This window comes from Methylobacterium sp. CM6257, assembly GCF_054611515.1.
Genome location: NZ_CM137735.1, coordinates 5,015,720 through 5,030,631 on the forward strand (window position 1 = coordinate 5,015,720; position 14,912 = coordinate 5,030,631).

General features: G+C 72.4%; 15 protein-coding genes and 1 riboswitch. Of the genes, 13 read left to right on the forward strand and 2 right to left on the reverse strand.

Annotation, left to right across the window (positions count from 1 at the left end; all coding sequences use genetic code 11):
• Nucleotides 1–183 precede the first annotated feature (183 nt).
• Nucleotides 184–378: riboswitch (cobalamin riboswitch) on the forward strand.
• A gap of 34 nt (nucleotides 379–412) precedes the next feature.
• The 9 genes from ACYCO6_RS24355 to cobJ all read left to right on the forward strand — a co-directional run bounded on the left by ACYCO6_RS24355 (nucleotide 413) and on the right by cobJ (nucleotide 9,803).
• A complete protein-coding gene (locus ACYCO6_RS24355) occupies nucleotides 413–595 on the forward strand; it encodes a CbtB domain-containing protein (protein WP_459764110.1) in 183 nt (60 codons plus the stop codon).
• A 16-nt stretch (nucleotides 596–611) separates the two neighbouring features.
• On the forward strand, nucleotides 612–1,349 hold the full coding sequence (locus ACYCO6_RS24360) for a CbtA family protein (RefSeq protein ID WP_459764112.1): 738 nt from the start codon (nucleotides 612–614) through the stop codon (nucleotides 1,347–1,349).
• Complete coding sequence (locus ACYCO6_RS24365) at nucleotides 1,342–1,743, forward strand: DUF1636 domain-containing protein (protein ID WP_459764114.1); 402 nt, start codon at nucleotides 1,342–1,344, stop codon at nucleotides 1,741–1,743. The genes ACYCO6_RS24360 and ACYCO6_RS24365 overlap by 8 nt, the downstream gene beginning before the upstream one ends.
• Nucleotides 1,740–2,774: a cobalamin biosynthesis protein CobW gene (gene cobW / locus ACYCO6_RS24370; RefSeq protein WP_459764116.1), complete on the forward strand. Its 1,035-nt coding sequence runs from the start codon at nucleotides 1,740–1,742 to the stop codon at nucleotides 2,772–2,774. The genes ACYCO6_RS24365 and cobW overlap by 4 nt, the downstream gene beginning before the upstream one ends.
• Nucleotides 2,775–2,847: 73 nt before the next feature.
• Nucleotides 2,848–6,216, forward strand: a complete 3,369-nt coding sequence (cobN, locus tag ACYCO6_RS24375) for a cobaltochelatase subunit CobN (RefSeq protein WP_459764119.1) — start codon at nucleotides 2,848–2,850, stop codon at nucleotides 6,214–6,216.
• A gap of 80 nt (nucleotides 6,217–6,296) precedes the next feature.
• Complete coding sequence (locus ACYCO6_RS24380; RefSeq protein ID WP_459773705.1) at nucleotides 6,297–7,577, forward strand: precorrin-3B synthase; 1,281 nt, start codon at nucleotides 6,297–6,299, stop codon at nucleotides 7,575–7,577.
• Nucleotides 7,574–8,266, forward strand: coding sequence for a precorrin-8X methylmutase (locus ACYCO6_RS24385; protein WP_459764121.1), 693 nt, complete (start codon nucleotides 7,574–7,576; stop codon nucleotides 8,264–8,266). Before ACYCO6_RS24380 ends, ACYCO6_RS24385 begins: the two co-directional genes overlap by 4 nt.
• On the forward strand, nucleotides 8,266–9,045 hold the full coding sequence (locus ACYCO6_RS24390) for a precorrin-2 C(20)-methyltransferase (RefSeq protein ID WP_459764129.1): 780 nt from the start codon (nucleotides 8,266–8,268) through the stop codon (nucleotides 9,043–9,045). The genes ACYCO6_RS24385 and ACYCO6_RS24390 overlap by 1 nt, the downstream gene beginning before the upstream one ends.
• A complete protein-coding gene (gene cobJ, locus ACYCO6_RS24395; protein WP_459764131.1) occupies nucleotides 9,042–9,803 on the forward strand; it encodes a precorrin-3B C(17)-methyltransferase in 762 nt (253 codons plus the stop codon). The genes ACYCO6_RS24390 and cobJ overlap by 4 nt, the downstream gene beginning before the upstream one ends.
• Here the strand turns inward: cobJ and ACYCO6_RS24400 are convergent.
• On the reverse strand, nucleotides 9,770–10,552 hold the full coding sequence (locus ACYCO6_RS24400) for a cobalt-precorrin-6A reductase (protein WP_459764133.1): 783 nt from the start codon (nucleotides 10,550–10,552) through the stop codon (nucleotides 9,770–9,772). The two genes, cobJ and ACYCO6_RS24400, sit on opposite strands and share 34 nt — an antisense overlap.
• A gap of 13 nt (nucleotides 10,553–10,565) precedes the next feature.
• On the opposite strand from ACYCO6_RS24400, the gene cbiE reads away from it, so the two are divergent.
• From cbiE to ACYCO6_RS24420, 4 genes are read left to right on the forward strand one after another with little or no spacing between them, the layout of a single operon-like run.
• On the forward strand, nucleotides 10,566–11,798 hold the full coding sequence (gene cbiE, locus ACYCO6_RS24405) for a precorrin-6y C5,15-methyltransferase (decarboxylating) subunit CbiE (RefSeq protein WP_459764135.1): 1,233 nt from the start codon (nucleotides 10,566–10,568) through the stop codon (nucleotides 11,796–11,798).
• The gene (locus tag ACYCO6_RS24410; protein ID WP_459764137.1) at nucleotides 11,795–12,199 is read left to right on the forward strand and encodes a cobalamin biosynthesis protein; all 405 of its coding nucleotides are present in this window, start codon (nucleotides 11,795–11,797) and stop codon (nucleotides 12,197–12,199) included. Before cbiE ends, ACYCO6_RS24410 begins: the two co-directional genes overlap by 4 nt.
• On the forward strand, nucleotides 12,196–12,972 hold the full coding sequence (gene cobM / locus ACYCO6_RS24415) for a precorrin-4 C(11)-methyltransferase (RefSeq protein ID WP_459764140.1): 777 nt from the start codon (nucleotides 12,196–12,198) through the stop codon (nucleotides 12,970–12,972). The genes ACYCO6_RS24410 and cobM overlap by 4 nt, the downstream gene beginning before the upstream one ends.
• Nucleotides 12,966–14,285 (forward strand): cobyrinate a,c-diamide synthase, encoded by a 1,320-nt coding sequence (locus ACYCO6_RS24420; RefSeq protein ID WP_459773706.1) that lies wholly within the window; start codon nucleotides 12,966–12,968, stop codon nucleotides 14,283–14,285. Before cobM ends, ACYCO6_RS24420 begins: the two co-directional genes overlap by 7 nt.
• A 96-nt stretch (nucleotides 14,286–14,381) precedes the next feature.
• On the opposite strand, the gene ACYCO6_RS24425 is transcribed toward ACYCO6_RS24420, so the two are convergent.
• Entirely contained in the window at nucleotides 14,382–14,789 is a 408-nt protein-coding gene (locus tag ACYCO6_RS24425) for a helix-turn-helix domain-containing protein (RefSeq protein ID WP_459764142.1), read from the reverse strand.
• Nucleotides 14,790–14,912 lie beyond the last annotated feature (123 nt).

Consider the following 14,912-nt stretch of genomic DNA (forward strand, 5'->3'; position numbering starts at 1 on the left):
ACCGGCGGGATAAGGGCGGGAGCAGGTCTCTCGACGTGCAATGTTGCGGAGTACGTCTTACAGGAGCTGTCCAACCAAACCCCTCATCCCGAGGTGCTTGCGCAGTGCGCAAGCCTCGAAGAAGGCCTCCAGCCGGCCGTGAAATCCCTGCAGGCTCTCCGTTGTGCGCAAGCCGGCATGCGTCTACAACGGCCGCGTGACGGTGCCCCGGCCACGGGGTGAAAAGGGAATGCGGTGAGGGGCGCAAGCCTCGAATCCGCGGCTGCCCCCGCAACTGTGAGCGGCAAGCGCCTGCCAGACGGCCACCGGAGCGTTCCGGGAAGGCGGCAGGCGCGCCGAGCCGCGAGCCAGGAGACCTGCCGTCACGACAGAATCCCGCAATGCCGCCGGTGGGGCGGCTGGAGACACGTTGATGACCACCTCGACCCTCGCCCTCGTCGCCGCCGGCACCCGTTCCGCCGAGCGCCCCCTCGCAGTCGCGCTCGCAGCCTTCCTGGGCCTCGGCCTGCTGTTCATGGCGGGCTTCTCGCCGGCGATCGCGCTGCACAACGCGGCGCACGACTTCCGCCACACCCAGAACTTCCCCTGTCACTGACGCCCTCGACTCAGGGATGATCATCCGGCTTTTGTCGGCGGCGCTGGCCGCCGGCTTCCTCGCGGCTGCGGTCGTGACAGGCCTCGAGCTGACGCTCACCTCCCCGCTGATCCTGGCCGCCGAGCGCTACGAGCATCAGGAACCGACGCATCAGGCTGAGCAGAGGCTGCCGATCGTCCTGGCCCATGCCGGACACGATCACGCCGCGCCCGAGGCTGCACCGGAATGGCAACCGGGCGAGGGTCTGCCGCGGATGGCCTTCACGGCCTTGGCGACCCTGGTGGGCGGCGTCGGCTATGCACTGCTGCTCGGCGCCGTGATGCTCGCCTGCGGGCGCGATCCGACCCCGCAGCTCGGGCTCGCCTTCGCGGTGGCGGGTTTTGCCAGCGTCGCTCTGGCACCGGGCCTCGGCCTCCCGCCGCAATTGCCCGGCAGCGAGGCCGCGCCGCTGGCGGCCCGTCAGGCGTGGTGGGTCGTGACCGCAGCGGCAACCGGGATGGGGCTCTACCTGATCGGAATCCGCCGCTCGCTGATCGCCATACTGGGCGGCCTCATCCTGATCATCGCGCCGCACTTGGCCGGAGCGCCACAGGCGCCAGCGGGGGCCTCCGAACTTCCGGCCGCGCTCGCCGCACAGTTCGCGGCCCGCTCGCTGGCGATCAGTTTCGTGTTCTGGATGCTGATCGGACAGGGATTCGGCTGGGCGTGGCAGGCCTTTGCGCGCGAGACGTCCCGAGGGCCGGCCCGTGCCTGAAACCGTCCTCTACGTCTGCACCACCTGCCGGCGCGCGGGCGACGACCCCGACGGGCCTCGCGCCGGAGCGCGGCTCCTCGACGCGCTGCGGGCCCGGAGCGCGGACGCGCCCGGGCTGCGGATCGAGCCGGTGGAATGCCTGTCCGTGTGCAAGCGACCCTGCACCGTGGCGGTCGCGTCCCCGGACCGCTGGACCTACGTGTACGGCGACATGGATCCGGCCGCCTCGGCCGAGACCATCCTGAGCGGGCTTGCGGCCTATGCAGTGACGCCCGACGGCGTCGTGCCCTGGCGCGAGCGCCCGGCCGCATTCCGCACCGGCGTGATCGCGCGGATTCCCCCTTTTCCCGAACCCCGCCCGCTCCCCGCCGGCACCCTGGAGGCCGCGGAATGACCCTCGTGAACAAGATCCCCTGCACCATCGTCACCGGCTTCCTCGGGGCCGGCAAGACGACGCTGGTCCGGCACGTGGTGGAGAACGCCAAGGGTCGCCGCCTCGCCATCCTGGTGAACGAGTTCGGCGATGTCGGCTTCGACAAGTCGTTCCTGGCCGCCTGCGGTATCGAGGGCTGCACCGAGGAGGCGATCGTCGAGCTGCCAAACGGCTGCATCTGCTGCACGGTGGCGGACGATTTCGTGCCGGCGCTGGAGACCCTGCTCGGCCGCGCCGAGCCGCCGGAGCACATCCTGATCGAGACCTCCGGCCTCGCCCTGCCCAAGCCCCTGGTTCAGGCGTTCCAGTGGCCGGCGATCCGCTCCCGGGTGACCGTGGACGGCGTGGTCGCGGTGGTCGACGGGCCGGCGGTAGCCACGGGCGCCTTCGCGGAGGATCCGGAGGCGCTGGCAGCGCAGCGGGCAGCGGACCAGTCGGTCGATCACGACAACCCGCTGGAAGAGGTGTTCGAGGACCAGCTGCTCTGCGCCGATCTCGTGGTGCTCAACAAGGCCGACCTGATCGACGCCGCGACCCGCGCCCGGGTCCGCGCCGAGGTGGAAGACCATCTGCCCCGGGCCGTGAAGGTGGTGGAGACCGAGAACGGTGCCATCGACCCGCTCGTTTTGCTGGGTCTCGGCGCCGCCGCTGAGGACGACCTCGCCTCCCGCCCCTCGCACCACGGCGAGGGTGAGGATCACGACCACGATGACTTCGAGACCGTTGCGCTGCCGGTCCGCCCGGCCGCGACGGCCGGCGATCTCGCTGCCCGCGTCGAGAAGGCGGCCGAGGCCGAGGGTGTCCTGCGCATCAAGGGCTTCGCCGAGGTCGAAGGCAAGCCGATGCGCCTCGTGGTGCAGGGTGTCGGCCGGCGCGTGACCCACCATTTCGACCGACCCTGGCGGACGGGCGAGAGCCGCGACGGCAAGCTCGTGGTGATCGGCCTGAAGGGTTTCGATCAGCGCGCGGTCGCCGCGGCCCTCGCGGGATGAAGGCGGCCGCGCGCGTCCTCTCGGCCGGCGGCGGCTCGACCGCGCGCCGGCCCACGGTCTGAGGATCGCCGCGATGCATCTGGTGCGCATCGATGCCGTCTCCCTCGACGAGGGCGAGGCGGCCGTGGATCTCGGGCAGGATCCCGGCGACCTCGTCGTGCTCTCGTTCACGGACAGCGATCTCGCCGGCATCGGGCAGGCGCAGGCCGCGGAGCCGGGCCTCCCGAGCCTGCGGCTCGCCAAGCTCGCGAAGCTCCGGCATCCGCTCTCGGTAGACCTCTATGTCGAGCGCGTGGTGGCGCGGGCGAAGCTCGTGGTGATCCGCTGCCTCGGCGGGCTCGATTACTGGCGCTACGGGGTCGAGCGCTGCGCGGAGGCCGCCCGGGCGCACGGAATCGTGCTGGTGGTGCTGCCGGGCGACGACCGGCCCGACCCACGGCTCGCGGCCTACTCGACCGACCCCGACCTCGCCGAGCGCCTCGACGCCTATTTCCGCGCCGGCGGCCCGGAGAATCTGCGGCAGATGCTGCGGCTGCTGGCCGCCCGGATCGGCGCCGACTTCAGGGTGGAACCGCCCCAGCCGCTGCCGCGCGGTTTTCCCTGGTGTCCGAGCTGCGGCGTGCTCGCGCTCGACACGGCCGTCGCGGCGGCCGGGAGTGCGGTCCCGCTCGCGGAATCGAGAACGCGGACGGAGCCGCTGGTCCTGCTCCTGATCTACCGGTCCGCCGTGCTCAGCGGCGACACGGCGCCGTTCGTCGCCCTGATTGCGGCCCTGCGCAGCCGCGGGATCGGGGTTCTGCCGATGGCCGTGTCGAGCCTGAAGGAACCGGAGGCCGCCGCCGCGGTCGCCGGGGCCGTGCGGCAGCGCAGGCCAGATCTCGTGATCGCCGCCACCGCCTTCTCGGCCCGCGAGGACGGGATCGACTTCGTTCTCGACGGCGTCGATCGCCCGGTGCTCCAGGCCTTCACCGTCGGCGCGCCGCGCACGGCCTGGGAGGCCTCGGCCCGGGGCCTGGGCGCGGCCGACCTCGCCATGCAGGTGGCGCTTCCGGAATTCGACGGCCGGCTCTCGGGCTTCCCGATCTCCTTCAAGGAGGAGGCGCCGGAGGTGGCGGGCTTCGCCGAGCGCTGGGCGGTGCCCTATGCGCCCGGGATCGCAGCCCTGGCGGAGCGGGCCGCCGGCTGGCTGCGTCTCGCCGCCCTGCCCCGCTCCGACCGGCGGATCGCCGTGGTCCTGTCCGACTATCCGGCGCGGGGCGGCCGGGCCGGTTTCGCGGTCGGCCTCGACACGCCCGAGAGCGCCCGCGCGATCGGCGCCGACCTCGCCGGTTCCGGCTACGCGATCGAGACCCTGCCGGACTCGGCGGAGCTGATGCGTCTCCTGACCGAGGGCGAACCGGGATTTCGCGTGCCGCTGGCGGACTACGTCGCCTGGCTCGGAGAGCTTCCCGAAGAGATCCGTGCAGCCCTGGACGCGGCCTGGGGGGCGCCGGAATCCGACAGCGCCTGCATCGACGGCGCATTCCGGTTTCGGAGGGTTGAAAGCTGCCGCGAGACGCCCCCCTGCCCTGCCGGGAAGGCGGGCGGGACAGTCGCCCTCTTCCTCCAACCCGATCGTGGACGCGATGCCGACCGGAAATCCGGCTACCACGATCCGGAGCGCGTCCCGACTCACGCCTATCTGGCGTTCCATCTGGGGCTGCGGCAGCATTTCGACGCGCTCGTGCAGCTCGGCACTCATGGGACGACCGAGTGGCTGCCCGGCAAGGCGGTTGCGCTGTCGCCCGGCTGCTTCCCGGCGCTCTGCGTGGGCGGCCTGCCGGTCATATACCCCTTCATCGTCGACGATCCGGGAGAGGCCGCGCCGCTCAAGCGGCGCCTTGGCGGGATCGCCCTGGGCCACCTGACGCCGGACGCCGTCGCGCGTGATCTGCCCCCAGAGGCCGCGCGCCTGCGCGAGCTGGTGGAGGAATACGCCGCCGCCAGCGTTCTCGACCCGCGCCGGGCCGGGCTGATCGCCCGCGCCATCCTCGACGAAGCCGAGGCGGCCGGCCTGCTCGACGGCGCCGGCATCGGGTTCGATACCCCGATGGACGAGGCGCTGACCCGGCTCGACGCCCATCTCTGCGATCTCGGCGAAACCGTGTTCCGCGACGGCCTGCATGTCTTCGGCCGCGCGCCCGATGGGGCAGCTGAGAAACGCGCCGCGAGCGCGGCAGGAGAGCGGATGGGCCTGCTGGCCGCGCTCGATGGCCGGTTCGTTCCGCCCGGACCGGCCGGTTCGCCGTCCCGGGGGCGCGCCGACGTGCTGCCGACCGGACGCAACCTCGCGACGCTCGATCCGCGGGCCATCCCGAGTCGCGCCGCGGCACTCCTGGGCGCCAAGGCCGCGGAGGCGGTGGTCACCCGCTACCTTCAGGACGAGGGCGCCTATCCGGCCCGGATCGTCATGGACCTCTGGGCTTCGCCGACGTTGCGCACCGGCGGGGAGGACGTGGCACATGCCCTGGCGCTGATGGGCGTGCGCCCGGTCTGGGACCATGCCAGCACCCGCGTCACCGGCTTCGAGGTGCTGCCGCTGGCGATGCTTGACCGGCCGCGCATCGACGTGACGGTGCGGGTCTCCGGCGCCTTCCGCGACACGTTTCCCGAGACCCTGACGCTGATCGATCGTGCCGCCCGGGCGGTGGCGGATCGGGACGAGGCGGATGACGAGAATCCGCTGGCGGCCGCCCGGCGACGCGGCGAGGCGGCCATCCGAGTCTACGGCGCGGCGCCCGGCCGCTACGGAGCCGGCACGGCCGCTTTCGCCCTCGACGGTGCTTGGGACGCCCGAGCCGATCTCGGGCGCGCCTATCTGGCGGCCAGCACCCATGCCTATGGCGACCGCGCAGGGCCGGATGCGGATTTCGCGGCCCGTGTGGCGGCAGCCGACGCCTATCTGCACGCTTTCGACGTGGCCGAGCGCGACCTGTTCGATGGCGACGCGGCCGTGGACGCGATGGGCGGCTTCGCGGCCGCCGCAGCTCTGGAGGGGGCGAACCCCGCGCTCTACAGCCTCGATGTCTCCGTGCCGGAGCGGCCGAAGGCCCGCACTGCCCGGGAGGACGCCGCCCGTCTGATCCGCGGACGGCTGACCAATCCGCGCTGGATCGCCGCCCAGCTCCGTCACGGCTACCGCGGCGCACAGGAGCTGGCGCAGGGGCTCGACGCGGTCTTCGTGCTCGCCGCCACGAGCGACGCCGTGACCGATGCCGGCTTCGACAGTCTCTACGTCGCCTGGGTCGCCGATCCCGAGGTATTCGACAAGCTCCGGGCCGCCAACCCCGCGGCCACTCGGGCGATCCTGGAGCGCTTCGACGAGGCCCGCGACCGCGGACTGTGGCACAGCCGGCGCAACGCGCTCCCGGCCGACGCGCTGATGCCGGAGGCGGCCGCGTGACCGCACCGGAGCACCCGCGTCGCCGCGCCCTGCCCGAGGCCCCCACCCGCCGGGGCTGGTGCCCGGGACTCGCTCGCCCGATGCCCACGGGGGACGGGCTTCTGGTTCGGGTACACCCGCCCCTCGGGATCCTCACGCGCGTCCAAGCCCGCGCCGTCGCGGGCGGGGCACGCCGGTTCGGAAACGGGCATCTCGACATCACCGCCCGGGCCAATCTCCAGATCCGGGGTGTCACCGCGGCGAGCCGCGCGCCACTCGCCCGTCTGCTGGAGGATGTCGGCCTCGGCGACGTGCGCGCCGATGGCGGCCCGCAACGCCTGACCCTCACGAGCCCCCTGGCCGGCCGCGATCCCGCCGAGACGATCAACGTGCCGGCGCTCGCCCACGCCGTCGAGTCGGCGGGGCTCGGCATCCCAGGGCTGCCGGCCAAGTCGCTGGTCGTGATCGAGGGCCGCCGCGACGTGGCGATGCCGGAAGCCGATTGCGCCCTGGTCGCCCGGGGATCGGGCGTCGTGATCGCGATCCGTTCCGGTCAGGGGCAGCGCGAACTCCTGACCTGCGGGGAGAGTGAGGCCGCTGCGGCCGTGGCCGCGCTGCTCGCCGCCTTCGCGCGAACTGGCCAGCGCCGGATCCGCGATGTTCCGGAAGACGAGCTGACCGCGCTGACCGAAGCGCTGCGCTCCAAAGGCGGGACGCATGTTCCCACTCTCGCGCGGGAGGCGGGGCCGTGCAGTGCCTCCCCGAGCCTGATGTCATTCGCACCCTCGGCCGGCCTCCGGACGCAAGCCGGCCTTCAGATTCTCGCCATCGACGCGCCCTTCGGCCGCTGCGCCGCCGACGCCCTCGACCGGATCACGGCCGCGGCTGAAACGATCGGCGCGGACGAGATTCGCCTCTCACCGACGCGCGGCTTCGTCCTGCTTGCGACGGCCGGCGCACTGGCGGCGACGGTCCTGGCGGATCTCGCAGCGGATTTCATCGTCGCATCCGACGACCCCCGGCGCAGGATCGATGCCTGCACGGGTGCGCCGGGCTGCGCGTCCGGATCGACGCCGACGCTCGCGGATGCGGCACGCCTCGCGGAGGTGTTCCGGCCCCTGGCGATGGCGGGATCCTCCGCGCACGTCTCCGGCTGCGCCAAGGGCTGCGCACGGCCGGGTCCGGCCGACGTGACCCTCGTCGGTCGAGAGGGCGTCTACGGGGCGGTCATCGGGGGCGCCCCCAGCGATGAGCCGACGATCTACCTCCCTATCGAGGCCGTGCTGGAGCGTTTAGGAAGGGCCGAGAGTGTCGGGCTTGCGGCTGCCTTCGCGCCGGAGACTGCTCGATCGGAATGCGGGGGGACTAGGAGACCGGCATGAGCGCGAGCCAGAACGCCCTGCGCCAGACAGAATCGGAGCCGGCCGCGGCGCACGAATCCCCGTCACGCTACGACTATGTCCGCGACGGCGGCGCCATCTACGCGCGCTCCTTCGCGATGATCCGCGCCGAGGCCGATCTCGCGCGCTGGTCCGGGGCCGCCGAGCGCGTCGTCGTCCGGATGATCCACGCCTGCGGGATGACCGATCTGCCGGCCGATGTGGAGATGTCGGCGGATTTCGCCGAGGCGGGCGTCGCGGCGCTTCAGGCCGGCGCGCCGATCCTGTGCGATGTCCGTATGGTGGCCGACGGCGTCACCCGGGCACGTCTGCCCGCCGACAATCCGGTGATCTGCACGCTCGGCGACCCGCGGGTGCCGGATCTCGCCAAGAGCCTCGGCACCACCCGGTCGGCCGCCGCCATGGAGCTGTGGCGCGAGCACCTGCCGGGCAGCGTCGTGGCCGTGGGCAACGCGCCGACCGCCCTGTTTCGCCTTCTGGAACTGCTCGATGCGGGCGTTGCACCCCCAGCGGCCGTCATCGGCATCCCGGTCGGGTTCGTCGGGGCAGCGGAATCCAAGGAGGCGCTCGCCCGGGACCGCCGCGTCCCGTTCGTGGTCGTCCACGGACGACGCGGCGGCAGTGCCATGACGGCCGCCGCGGTCAACGCGCTCGCCAGCGAGGTCGAGTGATGGACGGGTTCGAACGCCTCGGAAGCCCCGCCGAGGAGATCCCTGCTGCCGTGATGACCGGCACGCTCTACGGCGTCGGGATGGGCCCGGGCGACCCGGAGCTGCTGACCGTGAAGGCGCAGCGAATCCTGATGCGCGCGCCGGTGCTGGTGCATTTCTGCAAGCGCGGGAAGCGCGGCAATGCCCGCACCATCGCGGACGCGATCCTGCGCGACCCGGACCGCGAAATGGCGCTGGCCTATCCCTACACCACCGAGATCCACCCCGAGCACCCGGACTACGTGGCCGCCCTGGCGGGCTTCTACGACGACGCGGCCCGGCAGCTGGCCGACCATCTCGGTGCCGGGCGCGACGTGGCGATCCTGTCGGAGGGCGACCCGTTCTTCTACGGCTCGTTCATGCATCTGTGGCGACGGCTGAAGGACCGCTTCCCCGTGGAGGTGGTGCCGGGGGTGACCGGGATGTCGGGCTGCTGGACCCGGGCCGGCACGCCGATCACCTGGGGCGACGACGTCCTCACCGTCCTGCCGGCGACCCTGCCGCAGGACGCACTGACCGAGCGGTTGCGCGGCACGGATGCCGCCGTCGTGATGAAACTCGGGCGTCACCTGCCGAAGGTGCGCGCGGCTCTGGCCGCGGCCGGGCTGCTGCATCGGGCGGTTTATGTCGAGCGCGGCACGATGGCGGGCGAGCGCGTCGTGATGCTGGCCGACAAGGCGGACGATACCGCCCCCTATTTCTCCATGGTGCTCCTGCCCGGCGAGGGGCGGCGGCCTTGACCGGAAGCCTCACGGTCATCGGCCTCGGCCCGGGTGACGCGGGCTTGCTGACCGAATCCGCCCGACAGGCGCTGGACGCAGCGGAAGACCTCGTCGGCTACTACCCCTACGTCGCGCGCGTGCCCGAGCGCCCGGGCCTGATCCGTCATGCCAGCGACAACCGGGTGGAGGTCGACCGCGCCCGCCATGCCCTGCAGCTCGCCGCCTCCGGTCGGCGGGTCGCGGTCGTCTCCGGTGGCGATCCCGGGGTGTTCGCCATGGCGGCGGCGGTGTTCGAGGCGGTGGAGCACGGCGAGCCCGGCTGGCGTGACCTGACCATCACGGTCGAGCCCGGGATCACCGCGATGCTGGCGGCGGCCGCACGGCTGGGCGCTCCCCTCGGCGGCGACTTCTGCGCCCTGTCGCTCTCCGACAACCTGAAGCCCTGGCCGGTGGTAACCGCCCGGCTTGAGGCGGTGCTGCGCGCCGATTTCGTCGTCGCGCTCTACAACCCGATCTCCACAGCGCGGCCCTGGCAGCTCGGCGCGGCTCTGGAGATCGCGGCCGGGATCCGCGCCCCCGAGACGCCGGTCATGTTCGCCCGCGCGATCAGCCGGCCGGACGAGGCGATCCGGGTGGTCACCCTCGCGGAGGCGCGCGACGCGCCGGCCGATATGGCGACCGTGGTCATCCTGGGTGCCTCGAACACGCGGCTGATTCCCCGGAAAGGCCGCCCGCCCTTCGTTTATACGTCGCGCAAAGTCGCGGAGGCGACGTGATCGCCTGTATCCAGCCAGCGGAGCGCACCCGCGGCATCGGGGACGCTCGGCACGTCGGGCTTCTCTGGCCGGCGCACCATGATGACGGGGATCGCGAGGCGCCGCGCCGCCGCGATCTTGCCGTAGGTCGCCGCACCGCCGGAATTCTTGCTGACCACGACCTCGGTGCCGTTCTCGCGCATGAGCGCCGCCTCGGCGGCGGCGTCGAAGGGGCCGCGGGATTCCAGGGTCGTGAGATGCGGCACCGGCAGAATCTCGCCCAGTGGCTCGACGGTACGCACGAGGTACGCGTGATGCGGTGCCGACGCGAAGGCACCGGCCTCCTGTCGGCCGATCGTCAGGAAGACCCGGCGGGGCAGCGCACCGAGGGCCGAGACGGCCTCCTCCATGGTCTCGACTTCGGTCCAGAGGTCGCCGGGCTCACGGCTCCAGGCCGGGCGGCGGATCGCGAGCAGCGGCACGCCCGCCAGGGCCGCCGCGCGCGCGGCATTGCGCGAGATCACCTCGGCGAACGGGTGGGTCGCATCCACCAAGCGATGGATGCCCTCGGAATGCAGGTAGGTCGCGAGGCCTTCGGACCCGCCGAATCCACCGATCCGGGTCGGCACGGGTTCGGCCTTCGGGGCGGCGGTCCGGCCGGCGAGCGAGAGCACCACCGACATGTCCTGCCGTCCGGCAAGCGCCCGCACCAGGGCACTCGCCTCCCCGGTGCCGCCGAGGATCAGGATCCGCATCGCGTCGTTCGTCATAGGCGCCTTGTCGATGAGCGCTGAGTCCCTGTCGAGCCGGCCGGAGCGGGGGCCGTGGCTGTCAATCGTCGGGATCGGCGAGGATGGCCGGGCCGGGCTCGTGCCGGCCGCCGCCGCGGCGCTCGACTCCGCCCGCGTTGTCTACGGCGGCCGGCGCCATCTCGCCCTCGCGGGCCCGCTCCAGGCCGAGACCCGGTCCTGGCCGAGCCCGATCCATGATGCCTATCCGGAGATCCTTGCCCGGAGGGGTGAGCCGACCTGCATCCTCGCCACCGGCGACCCGTTCCACTACGGCATCGGCGCCGAGATCGCGCGCCTAATCCCGCCGTCCGAGATCCGCGCCTTCCCGCTTCCGTCCGCTTTCAGTCTCGCCTGCGCCCGGCTCGGCTGGCCTCTGGCCGAGTGCGGCCTCGTCACCCTGCACGGTCGGGCGCTCGCCCGGATCGTCCCGCATCTTCAACCCGGGGCCCGGCTCCTCGTCCTGTCCTGGGACGGCGCGACGCCCGCCGCAATCGCGCGGATGCTCACCGAGCGGGGCTTCGGCGCCTCCACGCTGACGGTACTGGAGGCGATGGGCGGCCCGCGCGAGACGGTGCGCGCGGCGCGTGCCGACGCTTTCGATCTCAGGTCCATCGATCCGCTCAACACCGTGGGCATCGCCGTCGCCGGCGCGGGCCGCGCCTTGCCGCTGGCACCCGGTCTCGACGATTCCCTGTTCGAAAATGACGGTCAGCTCACCAAGGCAGAGATCCGCGCGCTCACGCTCGCGGCTTTACGCCCCCACCCCGGCCTGCACCTCTGGGACATCGGAGCCGGCGCGGGCTCGATCGCCATCGAGTGGATGCTGCGGCATCCGAGCCTGCACGCCACCGCGATCGAGGCGCAGCCGGACCGGGCCGCGCGCATCCGGCGCAACGCCGAGACGCTCGGCGCGCCGGATCTGACGGTCCTCACCGGCGCGGCACCGGCGGCGCTCGTCGGCCTGCCCGCACCGGACGCGGTGTTCATCGGCGGCGGCGTATCGGAACCAGGTGTCCTCGCGGCGGCGCTGGCGGCGCTCAGGCCGGGCGGGCGCTGCGTCGCCAACGCGGTGACGCTCCAGGGCGAGGCCGCACTGCTCGCGACCTTCGCGGATCACGGCGGGAGCCTGCGGCGCTTCTCGGTCGATCGGGCGAGCCCGGTGGGTGGCTTGCACGGCTGGCGGCCGGCGATGCCCGTCACCCAGTGGGCCTGGAGCAAGCCATGAGCCGCCTGCTCGTCGCCGGAATCGGGTTCCGCCGCGGCACCGGCGCAGATGAGATCGCGGCACTGATAGCCCGCGCCCTCGGACAGATCGGCGCCGCCCGGGCGGATCTCACCGCCGTGGCCACGGCTGCCGATCGCGCCTTCGAACCGGCGGTCACCCAAGCGGCGGCATCGTTCGGCCTGTCGCCCCGGCCGGTCGAAGCGCAGGCCCTGGAGGCCCGCGACGCACAGGTGGTGACCCGCTCGACGCGCATCGAGGGGCTGCGCAGAGTGGGATCGCTGGCCGAGGCCGCCGCCCTCGCCGCCGCCGGGCCGGAGAGCTGCCTCGCCCTCCCCCGAATCGCGAGCGGCGGCGCCACCTGCGCGCTGGCCGTCCGGCAGAACTCGAATCCTGACGCATGACCGTCCACTTCATCGGCGCCGGCCCCGGCGCGGCAGACCTCATCACGGTGCGCGGGCGCGACCGCATCGCGGCCTGCCCTGTCTGCCTCTATGCCGGATCACTTGTGGCGCCCGAGATCCTCGGCTGGTGCCCGCCGGGCGCCCGCATCGTCGACACCGCCCCCCTCGACCTCGACGCCATCGTGGCCGAGATCGAAGCGGCCCATTCTCGCGGGCAGGACGTGGCGCGCCTGCATTCGGGTGACCTGTCGATCTGGAGCGCGCTGGCCGAGCAGATGCGCCGGCTCGACGGTCTCGGCATCCCGTACACCGTGACGCCCGGCGTGCCGGCCTTCGCGGCATCCGCGGCGCTGCTCCGGCGCGAACTCACCGTGCCGGGCGTCGCGCAATCCGTCGTCCTGACCCGCACCTCCGGCCGGGCGAGCGCCATGCCCGAGCGCGAGACGCTAGCGGCCTTCGCGGCGACCGGGGCGACGCTGGCCATCCATCTCTCGATCCACGTCGTCGAGCGGGTCGCGGCCGAGCTGATCCCCTTCTACGGGGCCTCGTGCCCCGCGGCGGCGGTGTTCCGCGCCTCCTGGCCGGACGAGCGGGCGTTGATGGGAGACCTCGCGACCCTGCCGGCGCTGGTGGCCGAAGCCGGACTGGAGCGCACCGCCCTGATCCTCGTCGGCCCGGCACTCGGGTCAGGGACCTTCCGGGAGAGCGCCCTCTACGCACCGGACTACGACCGGCGCTACCGGCCCGGCGGAACCGTAGGCAGCACATCGTGAGCACCCCCGGTCTCCTGATCGCGGCCCCGCGGTCGAGTTCCGGCAAGACGACGGTGACGCTCGCGCTCATGCGGGCGCTGACCCGGCGCGGCCTGCGCGTGCGCGGGGCGAAATGCGGCCCGGATTACATCGACCCGGCCTTCCATCAGGCGGCGACGGGCCGCCCGAGCTTCAATCTCGACAGCTTCGCCATGGATGCGCCGCTCCTCGACGCCCTCGCGTGGGCGACGACCACCGATGCCGATATCGTGATCGCCGAGGGCTCCATGGGCCTGTTCGACGGCGTCCGGGCGGCGGAGAGCCGGACCGGGGCGAATGCCGACATCGCCGCACGTTACGGCTGGCCGGTGGTGCTGGTCGTCGACGTATCCGGCGCGGCGCAGACGGCCGCCGCTGTGGCACTCGGCTGCACGCACTACGATCCGCGGGTGAAGCTGGCCGGGGTGATCCTCAACAAGGTGGCGAGCGCCCGCCACCGCCGCCTTGTGGAGGCCGGGATGGAGCGCGCCGGGCTGCGGGTACTCGGTGCACTGATGCGCGACGCGCAGCTGATCCTGCCCGAACGCCATCTCGGCTTGGTTCAGGCCGGCGAGACCGCCGACCTGGAGGCGCGCCTCGACCGTCTTGCGGACCTCGCGGAGGCGAGCATCGACCTCGACGCCGTGTCTGCCTGCGCGGGTGGCGCCGTTCCGGCCTCGGCGGGGACGTTGCTGCCGCCGGGACAGCGGATTGCGGTCGCCCGGGACGCGGCGTTCAGCTTCCTCTACCCGCATCTGGAAGCCGGTTGGCGCATGGCCGGGGCCGAGCTCGTCCCGTTCTCACCCCTGGCCGACGAGTCGCCGCCGGAGGCGTGTGATGTCTGCTGGCTGCCCGGCGGATATCCCGAGCTGCATGCAGGCGCGCTCGCGGCAGCGTCGGGGTTTCTGGACGGCCTGCGGGCTTTCGCGTCCACGCGTCCCGTCCACGGCGAGTGCGGCGGCTACATGGTGCTCGGACGAACGCTGGAGGATGCGGAGGGCACCACACATGCCATGGCGGGCCTTCTGCCAGTGGCGACGTCATACCGCAATCGCAAGTTGCATCTCGGCTACCGCGTCGCGCGTCTGTCTGCGGATTGCCTTCTGGGCCGGCGCTCCGCACGCCTCGTCGGACACGAGTTCCACTACGCGAGCGAGCTGTCTCCGGCGTCGCCGGAGGCGGATGCCCTGGCTCGGGTCACGGACGCAGAGGGTGCCGATCTCGGACTCGCGGGACACCGGCGCGGCTTGGTCACGGGCAGCTTCTTCCACCTCATCGCCGCCGATCCGGCGTGAGACGCTCTCAGACTGCGATGTCAGCTTTCATGTTTCCGCTGCGCTCAGAGTGATCGCGCGGTTCGGACCGACTGGGTCCGAGAAGCGGAACGGGGGTCAGGCGGGATTGGCCGAGGACGGTGCATTACGGGCCTGCGCCAAGCGCGCGGCGCTGCGGACCAGCGCCAGCACGTCGCGACGCATCTGCTCATCCTCAATCTGGGCATAGGCCCGCAGCAATTCGATGGCACCGTGCGCGCTCAGGAAGCCGAACACGTCTTCCTGCGTCTTCTCGCGCGGCTCACTTTCCTCGAAGAAGGCCGAGACAGGAACCTCGAGGAGCCGCGCGATCTCGCGCAGACGCCCGGCCCCGACCCGGTTCTGCCCCTTCTCGTATTTCTGTACCTGCTGGAAGGTGACGCCCACCGCGTTGCCCAGCGCGGTCTGGCTCATGCCGCGCGCCTTGCGCAGAGCGGTGATGCGAATGCCGACCAAGCGATCCACGTCGGTGGTCTGCTTCGGCATTACCTGACTCGAGGAGTCCTTCTCTGTAGAGTGGACCGCGTCCGCCTGCGAACGCGGTGTCTTCGCCTCGCCGTCGCGCCGCTTCACCGTCCGCCCCTACGTCCCATGTCGTACAAGTCTGTT

Bases quoted from the DNA above. Each gene is read 5' to 3' on its own strand.
- ACYCO6_RS24355 (WP_459764110.1), top strand. From the start codon at position 413: ATGACCACCTCGACCCTCGCCCTCGTCGCCGCCGGCACCCGTTCCGCC.
- ACYCO6_RS24360 (WP_459764112.1), top strand. From the start codon at position 612: ATGATCATCCGGCTTTTGTCGGCGGCGCTGGCCGCCGGCTTCCTCGCG.
- cobW (WP_459764116.1), top strand. From the start codon at position 1,740: ATGACCCTCGTGAACAAGATCCCCTGCACCATCGTCACCGGCTTCCTC.
- cobN (WP_459764119.1), top strand. From the start codon at position 2,848: ATGCATCTGGTGCGCATCGATGCCGTCTCCCTCGACGAGGGCGAGGCG.
- ACYCO6_RS24380 (WP_459773705.1), top strand. From the start codon at position 6,297: ATGCCCACGGGGGACGGGCTTCTGGTTCGGGTACACCCGCCCCTCGGG.
- ACYCO6_RS24385 (WP_459764121.1), top strand. From the start codon at position 7,574: ATGAGCGCGAGCCAGAACGCCCTGCGCCAGACAGAATCGGAGCCGGCC.
- ACYCO6_RS24390 (WP_459764129.1), top strand. From the start codon at position 8,266: ATGGACGGGTTCGAACGCCTCGGAAGCCCCGCCGAGGAGATCCCTGCT.
- ACYCO6_RS24400 (WP_459764133.1), bottom strand. From the start codon at position 10,552: ATGACGAACGACGCGATGCGGATCCTGATCCTCGGCGGCACCGGGGAG.
- cbiE (WP_459764135.1), top strand. From the start codon at position 10,566: ATGAGCGCTGAGTCCCTGTCGAGCCGGCCGGAGCGGGGGCCGTGGCTG.
- ACYCO6_RS24410 (WP_459764137.1), top strand. From the start codon at position 11,795: ATGAGCCGCCTGCTCGTCGCCGGAATCGGGTTCCGCCGCGGCACCGGC.
- cobM (WP_459764140.1), top strand. From the start codon at position 12,196: ATGACCGTCCACTTCATCGGCGCCGGCCCCGGCGCGGCAGACCTCATC.
- ACYCO6_RS24425 (WP_459764142.1), bottom strand. From the start codon at position 14,789: ATGCCGAAGCAGACCACCGACGTGGATCGCTTGGTCGGCATTCGCATC.